General features: G+C 34.3%; 23 protein-coding genes. 7 read left to right on the forward strand and 16 right to left on the reverse strand.

The features are described from left to right. Nucleotides 1-75: 75 nt before the first annotated feature. From AC4BB5_RS17760 to AC4BB5_RS17825, 14 genes are all read right to left on the reverse strand, one after another. Entirely contained in the window at nucleotides 76-1,182 is a 1,107-nt protein-coding gene (locus AC4BB5_RS17760) for a tyrosine-type recombinase/integrase (protein ID WP_490457366.1), read from the reverse strand. Nucleotides 1,183-1,571: 389 nt separating this feature from the next. Then, nucleotides 1,572-2,807: a hypothetical protein gene (locus tag AC4BB5_RS17765; protein WP_490457367.1), complete on the reverse strand. Its 1,236-nt coding sequence runs from the start codon at nucleotides 2,805-2,807 to the stop codon at nucleotides 1,572-1,574. A gap of 328 nt (nucleotides 2,808-3,135) precedes the next feature. Further along, on the reverse strand, nucleotides 3,136-4,308 hold the full coding sequence (locus AC4BB5_RS17770) for a DUF916 domain-containing protein (protein WP_490457368.1): 1,173 nt from the start codon (nucleotides 4,306-4,308) through the stop codon (nucleotides 3,136-3,138). A 312-nt stretch (nucleotides 4,309-4,620) separates the two neighbouring features. Continuing rightward, nucleotides 4,621-5,748 (reverse strand): CCDC34 family protein, encoded by a 1,128-nt coding sequence (locus AC4BB5_RS17775; protein ID WP_490457369.1) that lies wholly within the window; start codon nucleotides 5,746-5,748, stop codon nucleotides 4,621-4,623. A gap of 17 nt (nucleotides 5,749-5,765) precedes the next feature. Beyond that, a complete protein-coding gene (locus AC4BB5_RS17780) occupies nucleotides 5,766-6,560 on the reverse strand; it encodes a hypothetical protein (protein ID WP_490457370.1) in 795 nt (264 codons plus the stop codon). A gap of 35 nt (nucleotides 6,561-6,595) precedes the next feature. Then, nucleotides 6,596-7,423, reverse strand: a complete 828-nt coding sequence (locus AC4BB5_RS17785; protein ID WP_490457371.1) for a helix-turn-helix domain-containing protein — start codon at nucleotides 7,421-7,423, stop codon at nucleotides 6,596-6,598. A gap of 991 nt (nucleotides 7,424-8,414) precedes the next feature. After that, entirely contained in the window at nucleotides 8,415-9,308 is an 894-nt protein-coding gene (locus tag AC4BB5_RS17790) for a ParB/RepB/Spo0J family partition protein (RefSeq protein WP_490457372.1), read from the reverse strand. Beyond that, nucleotides 9,301-10,062 (reverse strand): ParA family protein, encoded by a 762-nt coding sequence (locus AC4BB5_RS17795; RefSeq protein ID WP_010766686.1) that lies wholly within the window; start codon nucleotides 10,060-10,062, stop codon nucleotides 9,301-9,303. Before AC4BB5_RS17795 ends, AC4BB5_RS17790 begins: the two co-directional genes overlap by 8 nt. A gap of 15 nt (nucleotides 10,063-10,077) precedes the next feature. Further along, a complete protein-coding gene (rsmG, locus tag AC4BB5_RS17800) occupies nucleotides 10,078-10,794 on the reverse strand; it encodes a 16S rRNA (guanine(527)-N(7))-methyltransferase RsmG (RefSeq protein WP_490457373.1) in 717 nt (238 codons plus the stop codon). Between the two features lie 227 nt (nucleotides 10,795-11,021). After that, nucleotides 11,022-11,780, reverse strand: coding sequence for a class II aldolase/adducin family protein (locus AC4BB5_RS17805; RefSeq protein WP_490457374.1), 759 nt, complete (start codon nucleotides 11,778-11,780; stop codon nucleotides 11,022-11,024). Nucleotides 11,781-11,786: 6 nt separating this feature from the next. Further along, nucleotides 11,787-12,044 carry a hypothetical protein gene (locus tag AC4BB5_RS17810; protein ID WP_490457375.1) on the reverse strand — a complete coding sequence of 86 codons (258 nt, stop codon included), beginning with the start codon at nucleotides 12,042-12,044 and terminating at the stop codon, nucleotides 11,787-11,789. 30 nt (nucleotides 12,045-12,074) lie between these two features. Further along, nucleotides 12,075-13,430, reverse strand: coding sequence for a PTS galactitol transporter subunit IIC (locus tag AC4BB5_RS17815; protein ID WP_490457376.1), 1,356 nt, complete (start codon nucleotides 13,428-13,430; stop codon nucleotides 12,075-12,077). 138 nt (nucleotides 13,431-13,568) lie between these two features. Next, a complete protein-coding gene (locus AC4BB5_RS17820; protein WP_490457377.1) occupies nucleotides 13,569-13,871 on the reverse strand; it encodes a PTS sugar transporter subunit IIB in 303 nt (100 codons plus the stop codon). Next, on the reverse strand, nucleotides 13,864-14,334 hold the full coding sequence (locus AC4BB5_RS17825; protein ID WP_490457378.1) for a PTS sugar transporter subunit IIA: 471 nt from the start codon (nucleotides 14,332-14,334) through the stop codon (nucleotides 13,864-13,866). Before AC4BB5_RS17825 ends, AC4BB5_RS17820 begins: the two co-directional genes overlap by 8 nt. Before the next feature lie 200 nt (nucleotides 14,335-14,534). On the opposite strand from AC4BB5_RS17825, the gene AC4BB5_RS17830 reads away from it, so the two are divergent. Next, complete coding sequence (locus tag AC4BB5_RS17830) at nucleotides 14,535-15,293, forward strand: DeoR/GlpR family DNA-binding transcription regulator (protein WP_490457379.1); 759 nt, start codon at nucleotides 14,535-14,537, stop codon at nucleotides 15,291-15,293. A 63-nt stretch (nucleotides 15,294-15,356) separates the two neighbouring features. After that, nucleotides 15,357-16,307, forward strand: a complete 951-nt coding sequence (locus AC4BB5_RS17835) for a 1-phosphofructokinase family hexose kinase (protein WP_490457380.1) — start codon at nucleotides 15,357-15,359, stop codon at nucleotides 16,305-16,307. A gap of 85 nt (nucleotides 16,308-16,392) precedes the next feature. Here the strand turns inward: AC4BB5_RS17835 and AC4BB5_RS17840 are convergent, their stop codons facing one another. Continuing rightward, entirely contained in the window at nucleotides 16,393-17,787 is a 1,395-nt protein-coding gene (locus AC4BB5_RS17840; RefSeq protein WP_490457381.1) for a M24 family metallopeptidase, read from the reverse strand. 36 nt (nucleotides 17,788-17,823) lie between these two features. Then, on the reverse strand, nucleotides 17,824-18,531 hold the full coding sequence (locus AC4BB5_RS17845; RefSeq protein ID WP_490457382.1) for a GNAT family N-acetyltransferase: 708 nt from the start codon (nucleotides 18,529-18,531) through the stop codon (nucleotides 17,824-17,826). A 259-nt stretch (nucleotides 18,532-18,790) separates the two neighbouring features. Between AC4BB5_RS17845 and AC4BB5_RS17850 the strand changes: the two genes are divergently transcribed. The 5 genes from AC4BB5_RS17850 to AC4BB5_RS17870 all read left to right on the forward strand — a co-directional run bounded on the left by AC4BB5_RS17850 (nucleotide 18,791) and on the right by AC4BB5_RS17870 (nucleotide 24,208). Then, on the forward strand, nucleotides 18,791-19,525 hold the full coding sequence (locus AC4BB5_RS17850) for a LytR/AlgR family response regulator transcription factor (protein ID WP_490457383.1): 735 nt from the start codon (nucleotides 18,791-18,793) through the stop codon (nucleotides 19,523-19,525). A 298-nt stretch (nucleotides 19,526-19,823) separates the two neighbouring features. Beyond that, the gene (locus AC4BB5_RS17855; protein WP_010766560.1) at nucleotides 19,824-20,126 is read left to right on the forward strand and encodes a WXG100 family type VII secretion target; all 303 of its coding nucleotides are present in this window, start codon (nucleotides 19,824-19,826) and stop codon (nucleotides 20,124-20,126) included. A gap of 71 nt (nucleotides 20,127-20,197) precedes the next feature. After that, a complete protein-coding gene (gene esaA / locus AC4BB5_RS17860; RefSeq protein WP_490457384.1) occupies nucleotides 20,198-23,494 on the forward strand; it encodes a type VII secretion protein EsaA in 3,297 nt (1,098 codons plus the stop codon). Next, nucleotides 23,491-23,961 (forward strand): hypothetical protein, encoded by a 471-nt coding sequence (locus AC4BB5_RS17865; RefSeq protein ID WP_490457385.1) that lies wholly within the window; start codon nucleotides 23,491-23,493, stop codon nucleotides 23,959-23,961. The genes esaA and AC4BB5_RS17865 overlap by 4 nt, the downstream gene beginning before the upstream one ends. Next, entirely contained in the window at nucleotides 23,951-24,208 is a 258-nt protein-coding gene (locus AC4BB5_RS17870; protein ID WP_086314723.1) for an EsaB/YukD family protein, read from the forward strand. Before AC4BB5_RS17865 ends, AC4BB5_RS17870 begins: the two co-directional genes overlap by 11 nt. The last annotated feature ends 3 nt before the right edge of the window (nucleotides 24,209-24,211 follow it).

Here is a 24,211-nt window from a genome sequence, read left to right on the forward strand (position 1 = left end):
ATCCTCACTAAAAAACTGCTCTGTATATTGTAAGAATATAGAGCAGTTAACCACGGCAAAAAATACTTGATTTTATTACTTAACAAATTCGAGTTTTTCGACTAATTGACGCTCTTCAGTAAAAAAAGAATTTGTATAACAATCGAGTGTCATCTTGGTTGATGAATGCCCTAACAATGAACTGATTGTTGCAATGTTTCCTCCCGCTTCTAAGCAACGAGTTGCGAAAGTATGTCTTAATGAATGGAAAGAAAACTTTTCTAAGCCAATTTTTTTACGAACTATTTGAAAACGATATGCTATCGTTCGAGGTTCTAAAGCCTTATGTTTATTTGAAATGACATACTCACTAGTCGATACTTTTTGAAGCTCTAGCAACTTTGTCTTTAAAGTCTTTGTGATTGGGATTTTACGTTGTGAGTTATTACTCTTAGGTGTAACTTCAACAATCTCAGTCTTCCTTCCAGATTTGTCTTCCGTCTGAATTCTAAGAACTGTTCTGTTCACACCTAGTGTACTATTCTCAAAATCAATATCTTCCCATTTTAAACCACAAATTTCTCCAATTCTAAGTCCAGTTTGTAAAGCGAGCATAATTGAGAAAAACTTCTGATCCGCATTTATTTCTTTAACTAATTTATCTTGATCCTTGATAGACAAAGCTTGCACTGTTTTTTTTCTTGTTTTTGGTAACTCTACTCCCATGCATGGGTTCTCCGTCAATAAATTTACTGTTATCGCCTTACTCAAACAATTTTTCAACACCGAAAATATTGATCGAATTGAACTTGCTTTTAATGTTTCGTCCATCTCTTTAAGTAATAAATCGATATCTGATTGTTTTAATTTTTGTAGTTTGATAGAACCTATTCTTGATAACACATGAACAGTCATTTTATTTTTATAGCTTGCATAGGTGCTACTTTTTACTTTCGGACGAACGAATGTCTCCAACCAATAATTCGTCCAATCCAACAAATTTCCTTCATAAGGGAGTAGGTTTTTACTATTGCTCGTCTGTTTTTCATATTTCCGCAAGATAAGTTGGTGCTTCACCTCTGAGTACTTGTAGCCATAGATATAACCGTAATGAATCTTTCCATTCTTCTGTCTCCCTTTTATGTACCGGCCTTCCCAACGACCATCTTTTCTTTTATAGATATTTTCTCCTCTTCTTGCCATAATTAAGACCCTTTCTAAAGTTTAATTTTTATTAATTTAAGAAAATGAATGACTACAAATTTTAAATTATTATGTGTTGTTTTTCTTAAATAAAAAATTACTTGTTTAAAATCAGTATATCTAATCCCTCTCTTCATTTACTCCCAACTAAAAACAACCATGATCTTACAATAGGTTCGTTTTTCCTAACTAAGTATGCATTATTATTATTTTTATTTAGTTTCAAAAATTTTAGAAAAAAAGAAAAACATTGGAAGCATACGGTTGATTTTTTTTGTTATAGAAATACTATTTGTATAATAATACATAGAAAAAAAACAAGACCTTATACAGTTAAAACTATTTTAGTCTCTTGCCCACACCCCTTCTTCAACTCAACAGGTTGATTATCATGCTTCATTTACTAAAGTATGATTACTTACTCTCAAGGAATTACTTAAAAGATCTTTTAACGCTGCATAGCCTTCTAATTTGACTAATACTTCTTGTGAACAATAGACCCAATAGTTAAAAATTGTCGAACCTGTAGCAATCTTTTCTACAGTGTCCATAAACTGTCCTAACTCTTCAATCAAATCCCTACAACTCAGTTTACTAGCAATGACAATGTCTTCTTTTCCTTCTAGTTCCAACAACATCCATAAGTAATCTATAAATTCTACTTTGGCTTTTAAAATTAAGAATTGTTTTTTTGGCACCATTCTTTTTTTATTCAACTCTTTACTTTCTGAGAAACATCCTAACACTTCCAACTCAAGTTTAGATACATATCCTTTCAAGTCATTTTTTTTGATTGGTTCTTTTTCATCTATGTCTTTTTGGGGAAAGCGACTTGATTTCCAACTCTTTATCTTGATCTCTGATGATGTTTTTGAGCGATCAAGTATATAATTACGTTGTTGAAGCTTTTCTTTCCTTGCAACCTTTTTCTTTGTGGGGGTTGCCTTTATAAAACTTGGCTTAACTTTCTCAACTTCTTGCTCGCTATTTGGAGCTTGGGAACTATTTAGATCATCTTTTGTAGCATAGTCGACTTGGCTTAGTTGTTCTTTGATTGTTTGGCTGACCTTGGTAAGTTCCGTTTTCAGTAACTCACCAGAATCTAAAACTATGGACTCATTTTTTGTGAGTCTATCTTCCAAACCGTCCATCTTCTCAGTTAGCCGACTAAATTTTTCTAAAACTTCATAAATTTCTTCTTCTTTTCTTTTGTACTCAGCTTCTTTTTCTTTCTTGATCAAGTTATCATATGTCTCAATAAGTTTTTTCGCACAGTCTTTGAACTCGCGTAAATGTTTTACATGTATCTCCTCATAAAAACCTAGCGTAAATGTTAGTACAATATAGGCAGTTGATGTAAAAACATTGATCTTTTTTATAGACAACTCACCATTTTTTTCAGTCCACGTTTCGTATATCTTTTTTGTAATATTCTCAAGTTCCATTAATGAGCGAACATCTTTTTTAAAGATTAATTTACATGATAGATAAGCTTCATGAGGTGTATCTATGTGCTTATTGAATAACTCTACGCCTAAAAGTCTTGGATTGACTTTTTGATGGAGAATGTATTTTTTTATTATCTTTCTTCCTTGTTTTTGAGACTTTTCTTCTACTTTTTTCATATCCTCCAACTCCTAAAATCTCTATACTATATATCTATTTTTCATAATTTAAAAATACAGACTGATAATCGTTTATTATCTAGAATAGTAATAACTCGCTTTACATATTCTTTTTTTAGCAGATAGAAAATCTAATATTCTAATCTATGACAATATTTTTTTATATAGCTCCTAATTCTGTTCTAAGGTATTGATCTGATAATGATATAAGCATTTCCAATGGAATTAAGAGTAAATTTACAAAGTTGCGGATACCTCAATGATCCATTTTTAACAAATTTTTCTGTTCTTAAAACTAAAAAAACTATTTCCAGCATTTACTGACACTTTATTTTTTTGAGCGATTATGCTCAGTAGATGTTTTTTTCTTTATTCTTTCGAATTTGTTCCTTTGAGGCTTTCTGTTTCGTTTGATGTTTTTATTATTTCGGTCACGCATTTTCTTTCTGTCACTCAATGCTTCTTCGTAACGCTTCTCTTTACGTTTTCTTAAAACCAACAAAATCAATAATAGTAATAACAATAAAACAAATGTGGTCACACAAATAATGATATAAAGTATTATTTTGTCTTTTTCAGATCCATCCTTCGAATTCCTTACTTCTCTATTTTTAGGTTCTGCTATTTCTAGTTCTTTATTCCATTTCCATTCCTGATTTGTTGCTTTAGATTTAGCTACTAGCTCAACTTGATACTTTCCATCTGAAAACTTCTGTTTCTCTCCCTCAAGCTTGAGAACAAAGCTAGAATTAGGAGCCATTCGATATCCAGTCACTTTTGTCAGAGAAAATAATTGATCTGAATTTTTTTTGTACACCTTAGCAATAAACTCGATATCTTCAACATTTACTGCTTGATCATTTTGAATAGTTGCTTGAATTACAGTTTTACTCGACTCTTTTGAAGTCAAAATATCCAGTAAATTCAACTTTGCTACAATCGGAGTGTCCGTTTCAGTTAACTTCACAGCTACAATGTATGTTTTTGGTTCTTGCTTTTCCTTAGAATCAGATACTTCATGACTTTTTTCTGATGAAACAACTTTGATTCCACCTAAAATCATTCCATCAAACTTACTATCAGGCATTTTTAAATGAACCTTGGTTGTTATCGTTTTTTTAGCTGGAATCAGCATTTGCGATTCAATACTCGCAATGTCTTTTAAAGAAACTTTCAAACTCTTATCTCTCGAAACGATTTTTGATCGATCAGAGTAATCTATATCCCCACCATCATTTGTTGTTGCATCGTTTATTTCAAGAGTCACTTTTTGTTCTTTATCAGAAGTATTGGTTAACTCTAATTTCAACTCTTGTTCTTGATCTGGTGTCATTCGAAGATCATAATAAGTTACTTCTGAATTATGCTGATTCTTTGGCAATATCGGTTTTACGGAGACCGCCAAACCAAGTTCCTGTTTAGTAGCTACGGATATCAGTGATATAAGAAAAAATCCTATCATTATAACAATCAGGCGACGTATCTTTCGTTTATAAATCATTGATTTTTAAGCTCCCTGCATAGAAGATTGTATGTACTTTGAAAAAAAGAACCCCACATAGCAACTGTTAAAATCAAGTGAATGATAAGCTAAAATTGTCATTTTCAATCAATTATTCTCTTTTCCCATTACTTCAATTGATTCCTTTTTAAATATACTAGTAGAGATCTTTCTTATCTCATTGATGATTATGCTCTTTTTCAATATTTCTCTTTAATAAATAATTAGAATCATTATGTAGTAGCGGATGGGAAAAGCCGACTATTCCCAATCCTGTTCTATTTCTTTCAGCGAAACAACGATTGACTTATTTTAATCGTCAACAATCGTCTCCTCGTTTAGTACTATCTGCTCAAGTAAGTAATTTTCTCCTTGAATAAGATCAAAATAAGCTGCTTTATTCAATATACTGTCATAATCCATCTTCATGATTCGGACATGAGGTTGTCGAAACCAAGATTTTTTCTTAATCTTAACTCTTGATTCAATTAGCTTACACTCATCTAGAATTAGATAAATTTCGTTTGTAGAGACCGAATCTTTAAAACTTCTTACTTGTTCTCTTTCATAAGTTAATTGATTATCAGAAATCGTCATCTTTTCAGATTTTGTAATCAATTCTTTATTCATCAACCAAGACTGTTCTAAAAACTTAGCCTTTTGTAGAAGTTGAGAATACTCTCTCAAGTCCACTTTTAATACATGGTCCCAATTTTCATTTTCATCACTGCTTGATTTGCTTAATTCTTTCATCGCTCTGGATAAGTTCTGTCGTTCCATTTGCTCAATTACAACTTCTAATTTTTTATTTGCAAGCCGCATCCTTTCTTTTGCGTATCTCTCTCTACTAACAGCTTCTTCCATTTTTAATAAATAATTTGTATTATCCTGATCGTTATATTCTACAACCTCTGTCTTTTCAGCGGAATCGGAGCTAGTCATCTTAAAAGGTCTAATAAATTTAGCTACAAGGGTCTCGATCTCACAAACAAACGACTCTAGTACATCATCCCTATCATCTAATAACTGCTGATTTAATGATTGGAGTAAGTTGACCATGAAAGGAAATCCAGTCTCCCTATAAGCAATAGGAACAAAGTCGATATAATATACGATACGATTGTCTTCTTTCTCCTTAGAACCGCCTATCCAGGCAATTTGGGGAAATGTATGAATCAATTCGTCCAACAAAGCAGACCAATCAAGATCTACAAAATCTAAGGTAATCTCAACATGTTTAAAAAAAGAAATTATAGTATGAAACTCTTCAAAATATTCTTCCACTTCTTTTTGAGGATAAGGGATTCTTTTATTCCTTTGTTGAAAAATTTCTTCGCAAATATAATAGATATCCCGTAACATATCATCATCAAAAAGACGCTCACCTACTGCTGGAGAAGCGGCTTGATAGATGTCAACCATAATATTTTGATAAACCACTTCTTAATCCCCTTCCTTTAATCCAGTGATTGGTCAGCTAGTCGGCTAGATTTATTCAACAGATCTTCCATCAATACACTTGTTTCACTTTGTAGACGAAGGATTCGTGTATGGTAATTTGCCGCTTCCTGATTAATCATTTTTAATTCAATTGAAGCTTCTGAAACTGCTTTTTTAGTCTCATGTCTAGCAGATTCTACTGTTCGGTCAGCTTCAATAGTTGCACGTTCAATGATTTGCTGTGCTTTCTCTTTAGCCTCCATCAAGACCTCTGCAATTTGATTTTTCATTAAATCCTGCTGACGTAGTAGTTTTTCAGTCTCTATACTCTTATTACGTTCTTCTAACAATTGTTCATCTAACTGTATTCTCAGCTCTTCTGATTGCCTTATTTGCTCTTCTAACGAAAGAATTCTTTCTTTTGATTTAGATGAACTTGTCAAACGCATCGTTAACTGGTCGATTTCTTGCTGTTTATTTTCAACTTCAGCTTTTAAGCGCTCAGCCATTGTTTTTTGACGTTGCATTTCTTTTTGGAACTGCTGATTTTCATTGTTTAAATGCTCAATTACTGTTGCTTGTTCTTGCTGTGCTTCTTGCTCATGTTTTCTCATAGTATTTTCTGAACGCTCTCTTTTATTTGAAGTTTCTGGACGACTTTTTTTAGGTGGGACATACTCCTCTTCTTCAAATTCATCATCATATTCGTCGTAATCATCATACTCTTCGTATTCGTCATATTCATCGTAGTACTCTTCATAATCATCCTCATGATTCTTTTTTTTTTGCTTTTTTTTGTTAAATATTGCCAATGCTCCCGCTTCCTTTCTGACTTATCCTTTTTTAATTACACACTGCCTACCAATAGTTCTCTTATTTTTTCATTGTTTTGTTCGTCCAAAGCCACAAACTCTTGATTTAAGTAATAACCTATACCTTTTTTATTTAAAATAAATGGTTCAAAAATAGAAGTTTTATCCATTATTTTTTGTTTGATGCGGTTAATCAGATTACTCAACAATGCCTGCTTATTTTTTTGCTTGGCATTTGTCCAAATTGCTTCGCAAAGTGATTGACTTGAAAAAACTCGTTGCTCTGATTCAATAAAATGTGCCAGTACTTGATGTTCTTTTTTAGTCAACGGAATTAGCCAATTGTCGATAATCAGTGTGCGATCTTTTAATTGGAAAGAGTATTGTTTCTTCACTTTTACAACATTTGAATAGGATGACGTATTTTGAGAAAAGCTACCATTGTGTACAGAAGAATCCACTGCTCTTTCTTGATTATTTTTACCTTTACGACTTGCAGATTCCTCAAAGATTGCTGCTAGTTTGCTCGCTAAATCAGTAACGGATATTGGATAACGAACAAAGCTCACATTAGCATTGTTCAAATACTTAGACTTATTAACCTGCTCTGACTCAAACGTTAAAACCACAATTGGCTTGTTCAATAACGCTAAGTTATCTAGAAATGATTCCTTCAGTCCACTGTACATAGATTGTTGATAAATAATAAGATCAAAATTTTGCAGAAAATAGAACTCTTTATCTTTTGGTTGAGTTAATATATCTTTTGAAACCATTATTTCATAATCCATATTCAATAAACTATTTTGTAACAACCCGTTTGCGCTTAATGTGTCGGTTAATATAATAATTTTTTTCCTCATAATAGAAAATCCTCCTCTTAATTTATATAGTAAATTCCAACCATTTATGTTTAATAAGATTCCTTCAAAAGATACATGTAATACAATTTTTAATACATGCACTACATAAAACTGCAAATATTAGATAATAGGAATTTCCTATTCTTATATAAAATAAGAAAAAATCAATATAAATACTGATTTAAAGGCGTTCCAATTTTATAGTTGACGGTTAGATGACGGTGAAATAAAGAAAATATATAAATTAATATTTTAAAAAATGATGATTTTAATAAAAATAAACGAATCATAATTATTAGGATGACAACAGAAACTTTACTGATTATTTTCTTATTCCCTTTTGTCTTCATCAAAGATAAAGTTATCGTCTGTAGTCTTCTTTTAGATTTTTTGTTCCTATTTACAAACAACTTAAGTGATAAGCTAAATATTTTTCCGCTTTATTTATTCTTGGAGCTATTTATTTGACGGTTCATTTGACGGCGTATAGAAATAAGTAAATTTATTGTGAGTTACTATTGATTATGCGTAACAACAAAGCAGGAGTGATTTGCGTAGGCTTAATAAGCAATCTAGCTAGTTATCAATGTTTTGTTATCTATTGACTAGTTTGCTCTTTTGAGCAGAGCATAATTTACATAAATTAAATATATTGTGATTTTTTTATTCCTCATTGACATGTCCAAATTATTTATTGTATACTTGAAGTGTAAGTATTTAACTTAAGTATCTATTTAAACTATATCCATATGGTTTAATTTAAACATTATAGATTTTTCTTATTTTATATAAGAATAAGAAAAATCATACTTATTTCTAAATATAATAGTTTTTATAAATGTTAAACGAACAAATTAATCATTTTAATAAATAGCCATGTTTATCTGTCAATTTTATTTCTACTCATTAACAATAAGAAATAGACTATAAAAAAAGTATGACGCAAAACTAGTATTAGTTTTGCGTCATACTTTTTTATTCATCTGCTTTATCAAGCTTCATCAAAATGAATTTCTAAAATATCTAAGATTCTAGCTAAATCTGACTGTGAAAGATACTCGATTTCAATTTTCCCTTTGCCCTCTTTTTCTTGAATAGCAACAGTCGTACCAAATTTATCCATTAAACGATCTTCGCTTTCACGAATATAATAAGGTTTATCTTTGGTATTTTTCTTTTCTTTCTTCAGTACTTTCTTCCCTTGATTTTCATTTAGATCATTGACAATCTGCTCCAGCTGACGAACAGTTAAATTCTCTTCTACAACTCGTTTTGCCAAAGTTAAAATCAAGTCCTTATCTTTTAAACCAAGTAAAGTTCTGGCTTGTCCCATCGATAAAGTTTCACCCTGAACCATTTCTTTAACTTGAGTGGGTAATGTCAACAAACGTAAATAGTTTGCAATATATGGTCGGCTTTTGCCAAGACGTTCTGCAACTTCTACTTGTGTAAGTTTCAGATTTTTCATCAACATATCATAGGCTTCTGCTTCTTCTAGCGGATTTAAATCTTCACGTTGTAAATTTTCTAAAACCGCGACTTGCATCATGGCTTCTTCATCAAATTCACGGACGATTGCCGGAATCGTTTCTTTATCTGCTAATTTTGAAGCACGGAAACGTCTCTCGCCTGCAATGATTTCGTACCCTTTGACAGATGATTTTCTAACAATGATTGGTTGAAAAACACCTGATTGTTGAATTGAATTCGCCAATTCTTGCAGTGATGCTTCATCAAATGTTTTTCTTGGCTGGTATGGATTTGGACGAAGTTCATTTAAAGGAATTTCAAGTACCTCTTCTTTTTGAACATCTACATCTTCCAAACTAGCAAAATCTTGAAACAATGCATCAATACCTCTACCTAAACCTTTTCCTTTACTCATTATCCAACACTTCCTTTGCTAGTGCTTGGTACACTTCGGCACCACGTGAACGGGGATCATAATCAATAATCGACAAACCATGACTGGGTGCTTCAGATAAACGAACATTTCTAGGAATAATTGTGTCATACACTTTTTCGCGGAAATACTTGCGGACTTCTTCTACGACTTCAGCACCTAAATTTGTTCTGGCATCGTACATCGTCAACAATACACCTTCGATACGTAAGTCAGGATTAAAATGCTTTTGAACGAGACGAATCGTATTTAGCAGTTGGCTCAAGCCTTCCAATGCGTAGTACTCACATTGCACAGGAATCAAAATCGAATCACTTGCTGTAAAAGCATTGATAGTCAAATGTCCCAAAGACGGCGGACAATCGATCAAAACAAAGTCATAAATATCATTTATTTCTTCTATCGCAGCTTTTAAACGAGACTCTCTAGCCATCATCGAAGTCAATTCGATTTCAGCTCCAGCCAATTGGATTGTTGCTGGAACGATATCTAAATTTTCTCTAGACGTTTGCTGAATCACATTCTTGATTGGTTCTTCATTGACTAATACGTCATAAACATCCGTGGCAACATCTGGTTTACGTACGCCGATACCGCTTGTTGCATTTCCTTGAGCATCAATATCGATCAGCAACACTTTTTTGCCGTAATAGGCAAGACAAGCACCTAGATTCACGGTAGTCGTTGTCTTGCCAACGCCGCCTTTTTGATTCGCTACAGAAATAATTCGTGCCATTTGTGTCCCTCCATCTTATTTGATTGGTTGTTTATTTGGTAATCCTGGTTTTCTTGGGTATTTTTTTGGTGTCTCTTTTTTCTTTTGTACCACAACAATATGACGTTCATCCGCTGTGACTGGTAATTCAAAAGAAACTTCTTTTTGAAATTTTCCACCTAAAATAGCAATTGCAGGTTTGGCTTCAACAATCTCTTCTTCGCTCTTAGCAGCTTTCAATGCTAAGAAAAAACCATCCTTTTTCACTAGCGGTAAACATAACTCACTTAACACATTTAAGCGAGCAACTGCGCGAGCTGTGACATAGTCAAAAGCTGCACGAAATTCTTCTTTTTGTCCAAACGTTTCTGCACGATCGTGATACAAAGAAACCCCATCTAACTTCAGTTCATTGACTAATTCTGTTAAAAAGGTGATTCGTTTATTTAATGAATCAACAATTGTTACTTGTAATGTTGGAAAAACAATTTTTAACGGAATGCTTGGAAATCCAGCCCCTGCGCCCACATCACAAATCGATTTATTTATTGAAAAATCTTCAAAAAATGCTAGTGAAATAGAATCATAAAAATGCTTCAGGTATACTTCTTTTTCTTCTGTAATTGCAGTTAAATTCATTTTTTCGTTCCACTCAACGAGTAATTCAAAATAAAGAGCAAATTGTGCCATTTGATCATCAGACAAATCAATGCCTTTTTGGCTTAATAATTGTTTAAATTCTTCTGGTGTCATAGGTTTCCTTCCTTGCGTGAAACAGAAAAATGTTTCACAATTGTCTTTTCTTACTTTAACGCAAATAAAGATTTCTTGCAATGTTTTTAGCAAGATTTGTCATAGTTATAATAAAATGTTTCTTTCTATATAATAGCAGAAAAAAATCCCTCTTATTTTCGGTAAAAAGAAACAGCTAGTTTAAAACCCAGAAGAGTTTTAAACTAGCTGTTTCAACTGTTTCCTTCTTAGTCTCCGCCAGCTGTCATTTTGATTTTTTGATTATAAATCGGTTCACGATTGATTAAATCTTCGATCGTACCTATTTTAACCCCTTTAGAATAGTAGCCATCTAAAATACCAAGTTTTTGGAAAATGGTTTGCTTATAGGCAATCTCAGCATTCCACTCAACCGTATCCAAAATCGCTAAGGCCGAATGAATAGCCTCCATCCCTGTTTCTCCACCTGTCGTGATCAAAACGCCATGACTATCCAGTAAAAATTCATGAGGCAATGTTTTTCTCGCCATTGTTTTAATATGGTTACTGACGATTTCAGCCAGTTCCTCTGAACAGTTCGGTTCAAATTCCAACACTTCAATATATTCGACTTTCTGAGTCGCTTCGGTCAAGTTAGGCATATCTAAACCGCTAGTGGCCCAAAACATACTGTTTGGCGCATGAGCATGTAAAACTGATTTGATTTCAGGGTTCGCATCATAAACAGCTTCATGCATATTGATTTCTCTCGTTAACCCACCTTCTCCTGCAACGACTTTTCTCGTGTGGGGTTCTACCACTAAAATCTGCGAAGGGGAAACATGTCCTAGATAGGCTTGAGACATCATCGTTGGCGTCATGATAATGTATTCTTTTCCCTCCTTGTCTGTTGTTTTAAATGAAAAATTGCCACCAGCAACATTCGTATTTTTACGTTCAAAAATCAGTTGTACGATTTTCGCCATATCTCCTCTTTCACGTTCAAATAAAATTCTTCCATCTGCCATATTTTATTACAGCTCCTTCTTTTTTAGTAATTTACCCGTGCGGATCGCTTCTTTTGCAGCTTCCTGCACAACTTTATATTCTTCATATTTTTGTTTTTTTTTATCATCATATTCCTTAAAAAGCACTGCATTTCCATTTTTATAAATAAACAGAGAAAGGAGAATAACTAATAAATACAGCGGAATGATATTGGTCGCTAGCGCTAATGTAAACAGCAGGATATCTCCAAATAACAGCAACATCCATTGTCCCTTTTGATCCATGGTGTCCACCAGTCCTTTCTATGTTTTACGTTAGTTTTTCACTTCTTCATAACGCGCACTTGGAACAGGCTCTTTCGCCATATACTTATACAACCAAACGAACATTGCAATAAAAATGATAAAACCAACAATAGCTACAATATTTAAGTTGGCCGCTTCTGCAAACAAAATTCTAAATTCTGGTCCTTCGATCGATGACCAAGTAATGCTGCCGCCTTTTAGATCAACTGCACCAGTTTTTTTCGCTAAACCTGTTAATACCGGGGCAAGATAGGTTGCACCATATAAATAAAGCGGCGTATAAATAATTCCTAGCGTGATCATGCGGTACAAGTTTCCTCCAGTCAATAATAATCCCCCAACTGCAATCGAGTAATTAATAATACCAGCAAGTGGCAACACCTGATTTCCTGGTAAAATCATCGCGTAACCAATGAAGATCGGCACTAAGATGATCGCTGTTACCCAAATTTCAGAGCGCCCTGCTAAAATTGGCCAATCTAAACCAATGTAAACTTCACGATCTTTAAACCGTTTTTTCATCATCTCTGACATTGCATCCGCTAAAGGAGAGAGCGACTGCATAAACATTTTACTGATCATTGGAAATAAGGCCATCGCCGTTGCTACTTGAATCCCTAAGTTCAGCGAGCCAGAAATCCCATATGCTGCACCAAATCCAAGCAGCACACCAATAATGAATCCCATCACACTATTTTCAGAAAAAATTCCGATTTTCGCTTTCAATGCTGAAGTGTCAGCCTTTTTATTAAAGAACGGTATTTTATCCATCACAATATTAACTGGCAACATCAATACAGCCGAAATATTCATCAAATGAGTCACTGTCACCAAAGGAATCCCCGTTAAATCTTGAATATGACGTTGAAACATATCGCCCATTTTTAGTTCTAAAACAACTTGAACAACAGCCGCAATAAAACCTGCAGCAAGCGATCCACTGATAAAATACACCAGATAAGCAGTCAACGCCTTGCCCCAAACATTCCACATATCGACGTTCAGTGTTTTCGTTAAATTTAATAAAAGCATAATAAAATTCACGCCCAAAACAACAGCGAAAAAAACAAATGCATAAGACCAAGACCATGTAATGCTCGCAGCTCCTGTCCAACCTAAATCAAGAGCAGGCAAATTGATTCCTGTATTTTTAGCCATTGCCTCGGATGCTGGACTGACCGCATCGGACATAAAGCCGATCACCATACTCATTCCTGTAAAGGCAACTCCTAGTGTGACAGCTGACATAAACGCTTTTTTCAGCGGCATCCGAGCAATCAGCCCGATAATGAGGATAATCAACGGAACAAAAATTGCTGAACCAAGATTCAATATAAAATCAATCACAGATTGAAAAATTCCCATCTCTTCTACCTACCTATCTTTTTAAAATTTTGGTATGATTAGTTTGTATACTTTTTTAATTTAGAAGGTGAGATAAACATGCTACTTCATTCTCACTCTCTACTACGGTTCAGGTTCGTCATAACCTGAACCGCTTTTTTATTTCTTCGTATCGTTCACGATTCCTTCGTACACTTCATCAACGCCCATACCTGTCAAAAACGGCACGCCTGCATACACCGAAACACCTAACTTATCCGCTTCTTCAAGTACCTCATCGTCAGGTTTTGCGATATAAACATAGATACTAGCGCTTGGTAATTCTTGTAAAATCGATTTGTAATCGACTGCTTCCACAGGATACTCAATATGATCAGCATCAAACTGGCTTTTGATTTTTTCTGCCACAGTTGTACTTGTCGCAACACCGCTACCGCACGCTACAATTAATTTTCTAGGCATTTTTTACTTCCTCCCATTGTTTCATGAATAAGTTGAATACTGCTTCATTTTCCGATGTCTCTTTTAGCTCTGACACAAATGCTTCATTTTGAAATAAGACCATTAACTCTTGTAATAAACCAACCTGTTTTGAGGGTTCTTTGATTCCTAGGAAAAATAAATCTCTCACCTCCATTTCTTGATTGTCTCCCATTTGTTTGACCTTGATCGGTTTTGTTGTTCTTACGATATATATGAAAGGCTTTTCAATATACTCCGTGTCAGAATGAGGTAATGCAATATTGAGGTACTCGGTGATCAACCCCGTTGGAAAAATTTCTTCTCTTGATTTGATCCCTTCTAAATACCCAGAATTCACATATCCTAATTGTTTTAGTCGGTTCGCAATCAATTCAAATAATTCTACTTCATCTTGAACCGTTACCTGTAAATCGACCAAATTTGGTTGAAACATCTGCTTCATATTTTTGATTCCTCCTCTGTACTTTTCAACATATTTAAACTTTTTATGTTCAACTTTGTAAATATATGTTAAACTTTGTTTATACAAAAAGAATACAACTTGTTAAAAGGTTTGTCAACGCTTTCTTTTGATTGTTTTTTGTTCGTTTTACGTTTAAAATGTAATAGATAAACATTTTCGAACAAAAAGGGGAACATATTATGTTAAAAAGAGAGCGCCATGCGCATATTTTAGAATTACTGGAAAAAAATACGTTTATGACAGTATCCGATATCGCTGATGAGTTGAATGTATCTGAAATGACGATTCGTCGAGATATCAATGAATTGAGTGACTCGAATCAACTTGTTCGTCTATATGGCGGTGCCCAAAAAATCGATCGAAAAAATAAGGAATTAGCCACTCATGAGAAAATCAATCTGCATATCGAGCAAAAAGAATATATCGGAAAAATCATGAATTCTTTGATCCAGGATCATCAAGTCGTTTTTGTCGGTGCAGGGACGACCATTTTATATGCACTACCTTTTATCAAAAAACAAAATTTGATGATCGTTACAAATAGTTTATTGGCATTCAATTATGTCATTGAGCATACGGACTATCGAATTTTGTTGACTGGGGGGGATTTTACACCAATCACAGAAGAATTTATCGGGGAACATGCGGAGCAAACATTTGAAACAATCAATATCGATATTGCTTTTGCTGCAACAAATGGCATCTACAACAATAATGTGACTACCTCAAACTATTTAGAAGGTGGCGTCCAACGAGCTGCTTTCAAAAATGCTAAGAAAAAAATCGTTGTAGCAGACAGCACAAAATTCAATGTGAGTGACGTCTATACTTTTTATAAACTGTCTGATTTAGACTATGTAATCACCGATGATAAAATCGACGAACAAACATTTAATTTCTATCAATCTTACGGAACATTATTAAACAAAAAAAGTTAACTGGGTTGGACCTGCGCTTTCAGAAACCCAGATTAGCTAGGGATCTGAAAGGGAGGTAACAGAATGATTCTAACAGTAACACTCAATCCATCCATGGATTCTATTTATTTTACAGATACATTTATTTTAGGCGAAATGAACCGTTGTAGTAACCCTGTAAAAACCGTTGGCGGAAAAGGCATCAATGCTGGAAGAACTGCTGCAATATTAGGTGCAGACGTAACAGCTATGGGGGTTTTAGCTGGAATAAATGGTGAACTGATCCAATCTGCACTAGAGCATGAACCATTCAACACAGCATTTCTCTCGATCAATGGAGAATCGAGAAATGCTGTAACCATTATGGACCAAGAGAAAAATCAAACTGAAATCGTCGAGCTAGGACCTGAGATAACGGAGGTAACGGCACGCCAAATAGTAGACAAAGTAATTGATTTCTCTTCCCAACAAAAAAAAATACCGATCATTGCTCTATGCGGATCTGCCAACACAAAAAATGAGCGATTATATCAGAATTATTTACAACAACTAACGGAGCAGCTTGGTTCAGAAATAAAAATCCTAACAGACATTTCAGGAAAACAACTATATCATGTCCTAAAGGGAACCACCAAACCTTATTTCATTAAACCGAATATCCACGAATTTGAAGAGTTATTGGGTATTCCTATTCGGAGCAAAATTGAGGTAATCAAACAGCTAAATCATCCACTATTAAAAGGAATTCCATTTATTTTAATTTCTTGCGGTGGAGATGGCGCTGTTGCAAAATATAACGAGCGGGTTTTTGATATTGTGATACCTAAAATCGATATTATAAATCCTACAGGCTCTGGAGATGCTACCGTTGGCGGCATAGCTTTTGCTATAGACCAAGGCTTTTCTATCGAAGAGATTTTGCACTACGGGATGGCTTGCGGTATGAGTAATGCTCTTGAACAAACTGTGGGCTATGTAGTCATTGAAACAGTTGAAACATTGAAAAATAACATCATTGTAAAAGAAATTGAGTAAATGTTTCACGTGTAACAATGTCTTTTGAAAATAAAATAAGGGAACGTCTCTACACAATATAGAGACGTCCCTTTATTTTATTACACTATTTTGCACATCTTAATGCTTGATCTTTCGCTAAATAAAATGGTCGTAAATACGCTACTGTATTTGATAGAGGAATGATCTCCTCACTTAACTCAATATTCAATACATCTTTGAGATATCTCTTCCTAGTGATGATTCGTTGCCATAACTCAGGGTAATCCTCTTTCAGCTGATTTTGTAAGCTTCCATCAGCCAAAGCCACACATTCTTCTGCACTTACACCCGCATATCCTGCCACAGATGGAATAATATCAATTTGTAGAATCATTCCACTCTTCAATGTTTCCTCAGATCCTTCATAGATTGGTGAAGACATCCATTCTTCGTCTGATACTAAGTGTCCAGGATTCAAATGCCAGTGATAAACAGCTTGAGGAAAAACGGCTTCGATCGTTTGATAGAGTTCATCCCCTGCCATTCCGACTTTTATCGTTTCCAACCACGTTATAACAGCTTGATAATACGGCTTCGTGACTCTGTCTAAATAATCTTGCTGTTTTTCTGGAAGTTGCTTTTCATTTTCTATCACAAAACCAGTGCGACTAGATAAACCACCTTTAAATGCCGTCGTTAAAGATAGTGGATCGCCTAGTCTTACTTGTTTATGGGTGGGGTACACATTTCCATATTCAAAACGCTGTCCAGTCGCAGCAATAGTCACCACTGTATTCGTTTGACCTTCAGCAGTCAGTTCATTGCCTAGTGCAGCTTCAGTTACACCAATTTCAACAGCATCCATAGCTTTTAACATACAGCTAGAAGATAGATTTGCACCATATTCATAATGAGCGATCTCATTTGCATTATTCGTTGTACGAGCTCCTTTATCGCCACGAATAAATAAATGCGCTGCATTTTTGAGCACTGCTTGCTCAGCTTTACTTGTTAAAAGAGCTTGAATAATGAAATAGGGAAGATCAAAATAAGCCTCGTTGTCTGATTCAGTTGTTGTAAACATTTTCCACCCGACTACTCCAATTTTACGCTTGCCAGACAAACCCAGTTCTTCAAAAATGTTTTCTAGTCTTGCCTCATTGTCCATTGGTTGATTAGGTAATGAAAACAATGGATAGTGGATCAATTGATTCTCGATCCTTGCAACTTTCGCCATTTTCAAATTCTCATTGCCGAGAATCAGTGTAGATTTTCCTGAAACATCTAATACCAACAATCCCTCTTCAAAACGAGGAATAAATCCAGTTAAATATTCAAAGTTTCCGCCATGTTCTTTATCCGCATAAATCACCAAAGTATCATACTCTTCTGATTTCATATTTTCCAATACTTTTTGCTTTCTTTCACGCATCGTGTCATCTGTTAAAAAAGTGGGTGCAACGTCTGTAAAAATCATTGGTTTAGACACATTAGCTAATTGAATTTCAGAATTTTTCATTTCATGACTTTCCTTTCAAACACCTTATTTTTGTATTTATAATTCATTCAAACGTTTTTTTTGCTCTCCATCAATAGTAAAATTATCGCTCGACAACCATGATGCCATTCGAGATTTAATTTTCGGCCATTCGCTTTCAATAATAGAAAACCATGCGGTATCCCTATTACGTCCTTTGTACACTAAGGCATTTCGAAAAACTCCTTCAAATACGAAGCCTAAACGCAGCGCCGCGTTTCTAGAAGGTTCATTTAAGGCATCACACTTCCACTCATAGCGTCGATAACCTAGCTCATCCAACGCATAACAAGCTAAAAGATACTGCGCTTCTGTGGCAATTCGTGTTTTTTTCAACTGATCAGAATAAACCACAAAACCAACTTCAATCGTGCCCTGCTCTGCATTTATCCGCATCAAAGCCAAAGTACCTAATGCTTTTCCACTAGTTTTATCAATAATTGCATAATTATAAGGATCCTGCGAATCGCAAGCGGTCTCTAAGTATGTAGCAAACTTTGCTTTATTTTCAAATGAAACTAGAGGTAAATACGTCCAATTTCTGGGATTACTTTCTGATCCATAAACGTGATATAAATCTTCTAGATGTTTAGATGGATCTAATTTTTCCAATCGACAATAGCTTCCTTCTAATAATTCCTTAGTAGGATACAGTCTTTCAGACCAGTTATCTACTTCATAACCGATTGGTTGTTTATACAAATTATACTGCATATTTTTTTTCATCTTATGTCCTCCATCACTTTCTAGTGTAACAAAAAAAGACTACTAATTATATATATAACCTACCCATCATTTTATTACACATGAGCATTCATTTAAAAAGATTATAATATTTTATCTAAAAACGTTGTTTTGAGTAAAATTTTTGAGAATTTCTGTAACAAAAATATGCTATGATTAGAATTGATAAAAATAAAGGTTATAAAAAATAGAATAACTACATACATACATTTTTAATCTTAAACTCAAGGGGGATGAGCCATTGAAGATTGCATTGTGTGATAACAACCAGAGAGAAATGGGCGTAATTGAAAAATGCATTAATCTGCACTTTTCGCAAAAATATGAATTTGATTTTTTTAGTAATGGTGAAAAATTAGTCAGACATATCAATAAAATAGATGCAAATTATGCCATTTACTTCATATCTATTGAACTAAATGAAATGGATGGTATTACTTTAGCCCAACAAATACGTCATGTCGATTTAGAAGCACTGATTATTTTTGTATCTAATAATACTCAACGGATGCCGGAAGTATTTAAAGTTCAAGCCTTTGATTATTTATTGAAGCCGATATCCGATGACTGTTTACTAGAAACAATGACTCGAGCAAACAATTATTTCAATGCTATCCACACTTACTTTGAATTTTCTTTTAATAGGAAACTGATTGTATTAACAATGAATGATATCATCTACATCGCTAAAAGCGGACGCATCGCATACATATACACAACGGAAAAAGTTTATAAAACGTATTTAACGATGGCTGAAATAATAGATAAGCTGAATAAAGATATATTTACTAGAATACATGGTAGTTATGTAGTGAACCTAACTTATATTGTGAAGATCATCAAGAACGAAGTGTTTGTTAAACAATTTGAAAGCAACATGCGCAATGATATTCCTACCTCTTTGCCTCTGAGTAGAACCTTTAAAGACGAAGCAAAAGAATCATACAGCACTTTTTTAAGATTAGGTAAATCATAATTTACCGTTACATTTATTGCCTGTTTTAAATTGGTTAAACATTTAATATTTTCGCTATAAAAAATCTGCATTGTGCAGATTTTTTTATTTTTTCAGACTTATAGGTAACTATAAAGACCACAGAAAGAAAAAAAATTACCTAAAAGATAAGTTATGACTCTATTTTTGTTGTTATTTTTTACTTATAACACGCAACTTATTACATTAAGTATTTATGAATCCTTTTTTATGGTAACGTTTATGTATCTAGAAAGTATTATTAATACTTTCTAATAATAACAATTTGGAGGAATGAAAAATGGCAGGCGATAGAATTAAATTATCCCCACAAGAACTTAGAACTTCTGCAACAAAATATACGGATGGTTCTAATCAAGTAAACGACATTTTACAAAAGTTACAATCTGAACAAGATACAATTCAAGGCAACTGGGAAGGTAGCGGTTTTGATAGCTTTAACGATCAATTCACTGCTTTAAAACCAAAAGTATCTGAGTTTGCTGAATTATTAGAGCAAATCAACAAACAATTGAACGAAGTTGCAAATATTGTAGAAGAAACAGACCAAAATATCTCTTCAGCAATCGGAAGAGGTCTATAAGAAACACATATCTGAGGAATAGGGAGGGCACTTGCTCCTCGCTGTTCCTCTTTTGTTTAGGAGAATGATAAATGAACAGTAAGAAACTATACTATACGTTGAAATCTGTTTGGATGGTTGTAATATTACTTATTATGCTTATATTCATGAACCGAGATTTTACTGATATTTCAGCAAAAAAAGACCAAGAAGAAGATATGCGGCTAAACATTGCCTTGGTGAATGAAGATGCAGGAGTCAATAAAAATAACATAGACTATAATCTCGGTGCAGATTATGTTAAAAAAATCGAAAAAGATGTTACCTATAACTGGTTTACAGTTAGTCGTGGAATTGCCGAAAATGGCTTAAAAAATGGAACTTATAACCTACTCGTAACCATACCCAGCAATTTTTCAAGTAAATTATTAGAATTAGACAGTGAAGCACCAGAAAAAGTCCAAGTCAACTACAAGATCAATGCAAATGGGAATGCAACATTAGAAAACGAATCAAAAAGTGTTGGGAGAAGAATCGTTAATGATTTGAATCAACAACTAGTGGATCTATATGTCGTTAGTATTATGGATAATTTATTTACAGCACAAAGAAACATTGAAAAAGTTTACTCAAATCAGACATCCTCTGTACAGGAATTCCAAGATGTCTTGTATCAGCCAACACTAAATTTTAAAGACTATCTCCCTTCAATCACATCACAATCAAAAAGTGCACTGCAAGCTAATGATTTATTAGCGAACACTTTAGGGAGTCACACGCAAGGAACAGATTCACTCGTCAATAGTCATAAAGACTATTCTTCCCTTCTGGAAAAACTATTAGACGAGCGAGCAAAAGGACAACTCACTTACGAAGAATTTATAAAACAATTAACGGATGCCGAGAACACTGTCACATCCGAAAGCATAACAGCTATGTTCAAACAACTTCAAGAAACAGGTATGAATCTACAAAATGAATTCAATCCTGACGGTTCATCTGATACGACTACCAGACAGATGGAACTCTTAAATCAACAATTAGCGGATGCTAAGACCGCTGTAACTGAACAACAAGAGAAACTAACTGAAATTAGTGACAACTACTTTGACAGATACAAAGAACCATTTTTCGCATCATTAGGGATCGATGAATCTAGCCGAGATCCTAAAGTGACCTTAAACGATGTCTTAAAGAAAGCAAATAAAGAGTATCCGCCAAGTGATGATACTGGTTTTAATGTCGATTATAAAAAATGGATGGAAGAGCGTCTAGCGTTGCTACCTTTTAGAACAATAACCTTTAACTTAAATCCACAAGACGACATTTTCAGATACACAAAAGCACCTTATGGAGATGGACAACCATTTGCTCAATTACAAGAAAAATTTAATGATGTTTCAAGCAAAGTTTTTGTTCTAAATGAAAAAATCGATGAGAACAATAAGGAAAATAATCTGAAAGAACCGCATATAGATTTTGAAATGGATCCAGAAAAAGCCTTAGAAAGTCCCTATTACAAAAATTTAAAAGAAGCTTATGACAATTTAACGGCTAAACGAACAGAATTATTAAGCACAGCTTCTGGTAGTTTCCAAATAAAAATGGATACTACTGGTTCAAACAGAACGATCAAGGTTAGCGGTATCCCAGCAGGAATCACCAATGTTCAAATTTCCAGGGTAGGATTAATAGAAGAGGGTGAAGCATACCCAGTCACTGGAAGTGGTACTTATACCGTCACTTACCAATTTACAGATGAATACAACGAAACAACTTCCGCACCAAAAATGAGTATTAGAGTCGGCCAACCAGAACTATCTAACGAAAGAAGTGTTCCTTTTACAGCTGAGGTAACCACACCTGAAACAACTCCAGAAGAAACAACATCCTCTTCTGAAAAAGAAGAAAGTACCGAACCATCACAGGAAGAAGTTTCTAAAAAAGTTGAAACAAAATCAATTACAAGTGAACTGGTACAATCCCAATTTTCTATAGAATGGGATCAAAATATTGATACATCTGCATTTCTTGCTGAAGATTATCAACTTAAAAAGAGACTTTACTCTGAGCAAGTCGGTAAAACGTTAGACCTTTATGACTCAATCAGCAGTGAATTAGCCTTTTACGAAAATTATCAATTTGAACAATTCGGCGGCTTCCTAAAATTAGATTTAACAGATGCCTTTAAACAAATCCTCAACGAAACTTTCCTTGGTGGTGATTACAAAGTACAGGTAGATCACCTTGAGGCATTGAAGCTCAAAGCAGACAGCCTTGAAACACAATCCGAAGTTGTTGGGGAAAAAATGAGTAACGTTCTGACAACTACGATGGGATTAAATGAAGCAATTGAAAAACAAACAGTATCTGTAGAAGAAGGGCAGCAACAACTTCAAGAAGCTATCAGCTCAGAAAGTAAAATCAGCTCTTGGAACAGCCAAACAGATTCAGAAATCAACTCGGCTAAATCAACGTTAGAGTCACTCTTACAACAATCACAAGCGGTTAAAGAAGCGTCCGAAATGAATGTCAAAGAAGCTGAAACAGTAAAATCTGTCTTCACTTCATTCGACCAAGAAGTCAATACCGCACAAAAAAATGGTGAAGAACTCTCCACCAATGCTGATGTGATCATGGCAAATTTAAATGATGAACTAGCAAACAATAACGACTTCGTCTCAGCGTTTATCAAAGTTCTGAGTAACGCTCAAAAAGATGGCGTACCAAATAACACGTTGCTTCAATTTATCGCCAATCCTGTTCATGGAAAATCAGAAGCAACAATCAAAACAACCGAAGTCAACGAGCCGTTCACATGGATCTTGATCATGTACACATTGAGCTTATTTATCGCTTACCTCTTTGCGACACAACCAATAATTAGAAAAGTCAAAGATAAATTTAAGCGTGAACAATTATGGTTTAAAGACAACATTATGGAAACAGCTCTTCTCGGCTTAAGTGCTATTGGTATTGGATTGATTTTAGGCATGCTAAGTGTTAGTGAATTATCGATCGTAAAAGAATCTCAAATCGTTTGGGTCATGATGGTCGTGCTCTTTATGCTGATCTTCTCACTACTCAACCACTATGCGTTGAAACAATTCCATATCGCAGGGTTTGGATTTAGTTTATTCCTATTTATCAGCTATGTATTTGTCACAAATGCCATCGGTAAAACCAAAGGAAACAATCCAATGGTTGAAATGATTCGATCCATCAATCCACTATCGATCGGAGAGAATAATCTAGCCGATATTCTAGCAAGAAATGCCTTGAATGTCGTTCATATTATTCTATACGTACTAGTAATTACCGCTCTCTTTGCGTTTAACATTTTCATTTGGAAACCAAGGAGAAAAGTAAAGGAAGTGGCGAAAAAATGAAGAAACTACTGTTCTTAGTTGTATTTGGAATAGGGCTCCTTACTTTTACTGAAACGACAGATGCCAAAGAAACATTATTAGATAACAACCTAGACCTAAAAACAGATCGTCTAAATCAAGACCAAATCGATAACGGAAAAGCCCAAAGCTTTATTGCGGAAGACCGTTTATTCGAATCAGAAATGATTGAAAAAGTAACAAATGCTAAAAAGGTAGAAACAAAACAACGTCAAGAAGAAGAAGCGCAATTCTTCTTGACTAAAATACCTAAAGTAAAAGCAAATGATCATACACAGCTATTTACAGCAAATGAAACCAATCACGCAGCAGTCAAAAAAGAAGAAACTGCCAAAGCAGTTTCTTCTCCTCCTGCGTTATTTCCATTAATACTAGGTTTGCTATTGGTCACAGTTGTAACACTAGTGTTGTATCACAACAGAAAACGAGGTCAGCAAAATGGCAGATAACCAAGAACATATCAACATTACCTTGTTGTACCAAGGAAACAAGGATAAGCAAATGGATTTGAGAATTCCTAAAAATATTACTGTTTACCGCTTCATTCGGGAATTGAATCAAATATTTGGGAAAGAAAAAACATTAAAAAAATACCAGCTCAAAGTATTGAACAAAGGAATTCTTTTAGATGAAGAACAAAAGCTAAAAGATTGGGCGATCACTAACGGAGACATAATCGAAATATTGGGAGAGTAAAAT

The organism is Enterococcus sp. AMC1252 (assembly GCF_058216515.1).

Coding starts and splice junctions, on each gene's coding strand:
- rsmG (WP_490457373.1), bottom strand. CDS start 10,794: ATGACACCAGAAGAATTTAAACAATTATTAAGCCAAAAAGGCATTGAT.
- AC4BB5_RS17845 (WP_490457382.1), bottom strand. CDS start 18,531: ATGAAAAAAAATATGCAGTATAATTTGTATAAACAACCAATCGGTTAT.
- AC4BB5_RS17830 (WP_490457379.1), top strand. CDS start 14,535: ATGTTAAAAAGAGAGCGCCATGCGCATATTTTAGAATTACTGGAAAAA.
- AC4BB5_RS17765 (WP_490457367.1), bottom strand. CDS start 2,807: ATGAAAAAAGTAGAAGAAAAGTCTCAAAAACAAGGAAGAAAGATAATA.
- AC4BB5_RS17795 (WP_010766686.1), bottom strand. CDS start 10,062: ATGGCACGAATTATTTCTGTAGCGAATCAAAAAGGCGGCGTTGGCAAG.
- AC4BB5_RS17870 (WP_086314723.1), top strand. CDS start 23,951: ATGGCAGATAACCAAGAACATATCAACATTACCTTGTTGTACCAAGGA.
- AC4BB5_RS17815 (WP_490457376.1), bottom strand. CDS start 13,430: ATGGGAATTTTTCAATCTGTGATTGATTTTATATTGAATCTTGGTTCA.
- AC4BB5_RS17760 (WP_490457366.1), bottom strand. CDS start 1,182: ATGGCAAGAAGAGGAGAAAATATCTATAAAAGAAAAGATGGTCGTTGG.
- AC4BB5_RS17770 (WP_490457368.1), bottom strand. CDS start 4,308: ATGATTTATAAACGAAAGATACGTCGCCTGATTGTTATAATGATAGGA.
- AC4BB5_RS17820 (WP_490457377.1), bottom strand. CDS start 13,871: ATGCCTAGAAAATTAATTGTAGCGTGCGGTAGCGGTGTTGCGACAAGT.
- esaA (WP_490457384.1), top strand. CDS start 20,198: ATGAACAGTAAGAAACTATACTATACGTTGAAATCTGTTTGGATGGTT.
- AC4BB5_RS17810 (WP_490457375.1), bottom strand. CDS start 12,044: ATGGATCAAAAGGGACAATGGATGTTGCTGTTATTTGGAGATATCCTG.
- AC4BB5_RS17865 (WP_490457385.1), top strand. CDS start 23,491: ATGAAGAAACTACTGTTCTTAGTTGTATTTGGAATAGGGCTCCTTACT.
- AC4BB5_RS17855 (WP_010766560.1), top strand. CDS start 19,824: ATGGCAGGCGATAGAATTAAATTATCCCCACAAGAACTTAGAACTTCT.
- AC4BB5_RS17840 (WP_490457381.1), bottom strand. CDS start 17,787: ATGAAAAATTCTGAAATTCAATTAGCTAATGTGTCTAAACCAATGATT.
- AC4BB5_RS17835 (WP_490457380.1), top strand. CDS start 15,357: ATGATTCTAACAGTAACACTCAATCCATCCATGGATTCTATTTATTTT.
- AC4BB5_RS17825 (WP_490457378.1), bottom strand. CDS start 14,334: ATGAAGCAGATGTTTCAACCAAATTTGGTCGATTTACAGGTAACGGTT.
- AC4BB5_RS17790 (WP_490457372.1), bottom strand. CDS start 9,308: ATGAGTAAAGGAAAAGGTTTAGGTAGAGGTATTGATGCATTGTTTCAA.
- AC4BB5_RS17805 (WP_490457374.1), bottom strand. CDS start 11,780: ATGGCAGATGGAAGAATTTTATTTGAACGTGAAAGAGGAGATATGGCG.
- AC4BB5_RS17785 (WP_490457371.1), bottom strand. CDS start 7,423: ATGAGGAAAAAAATTATTATATTAACCGACACATTAAGCGCAAACGGG.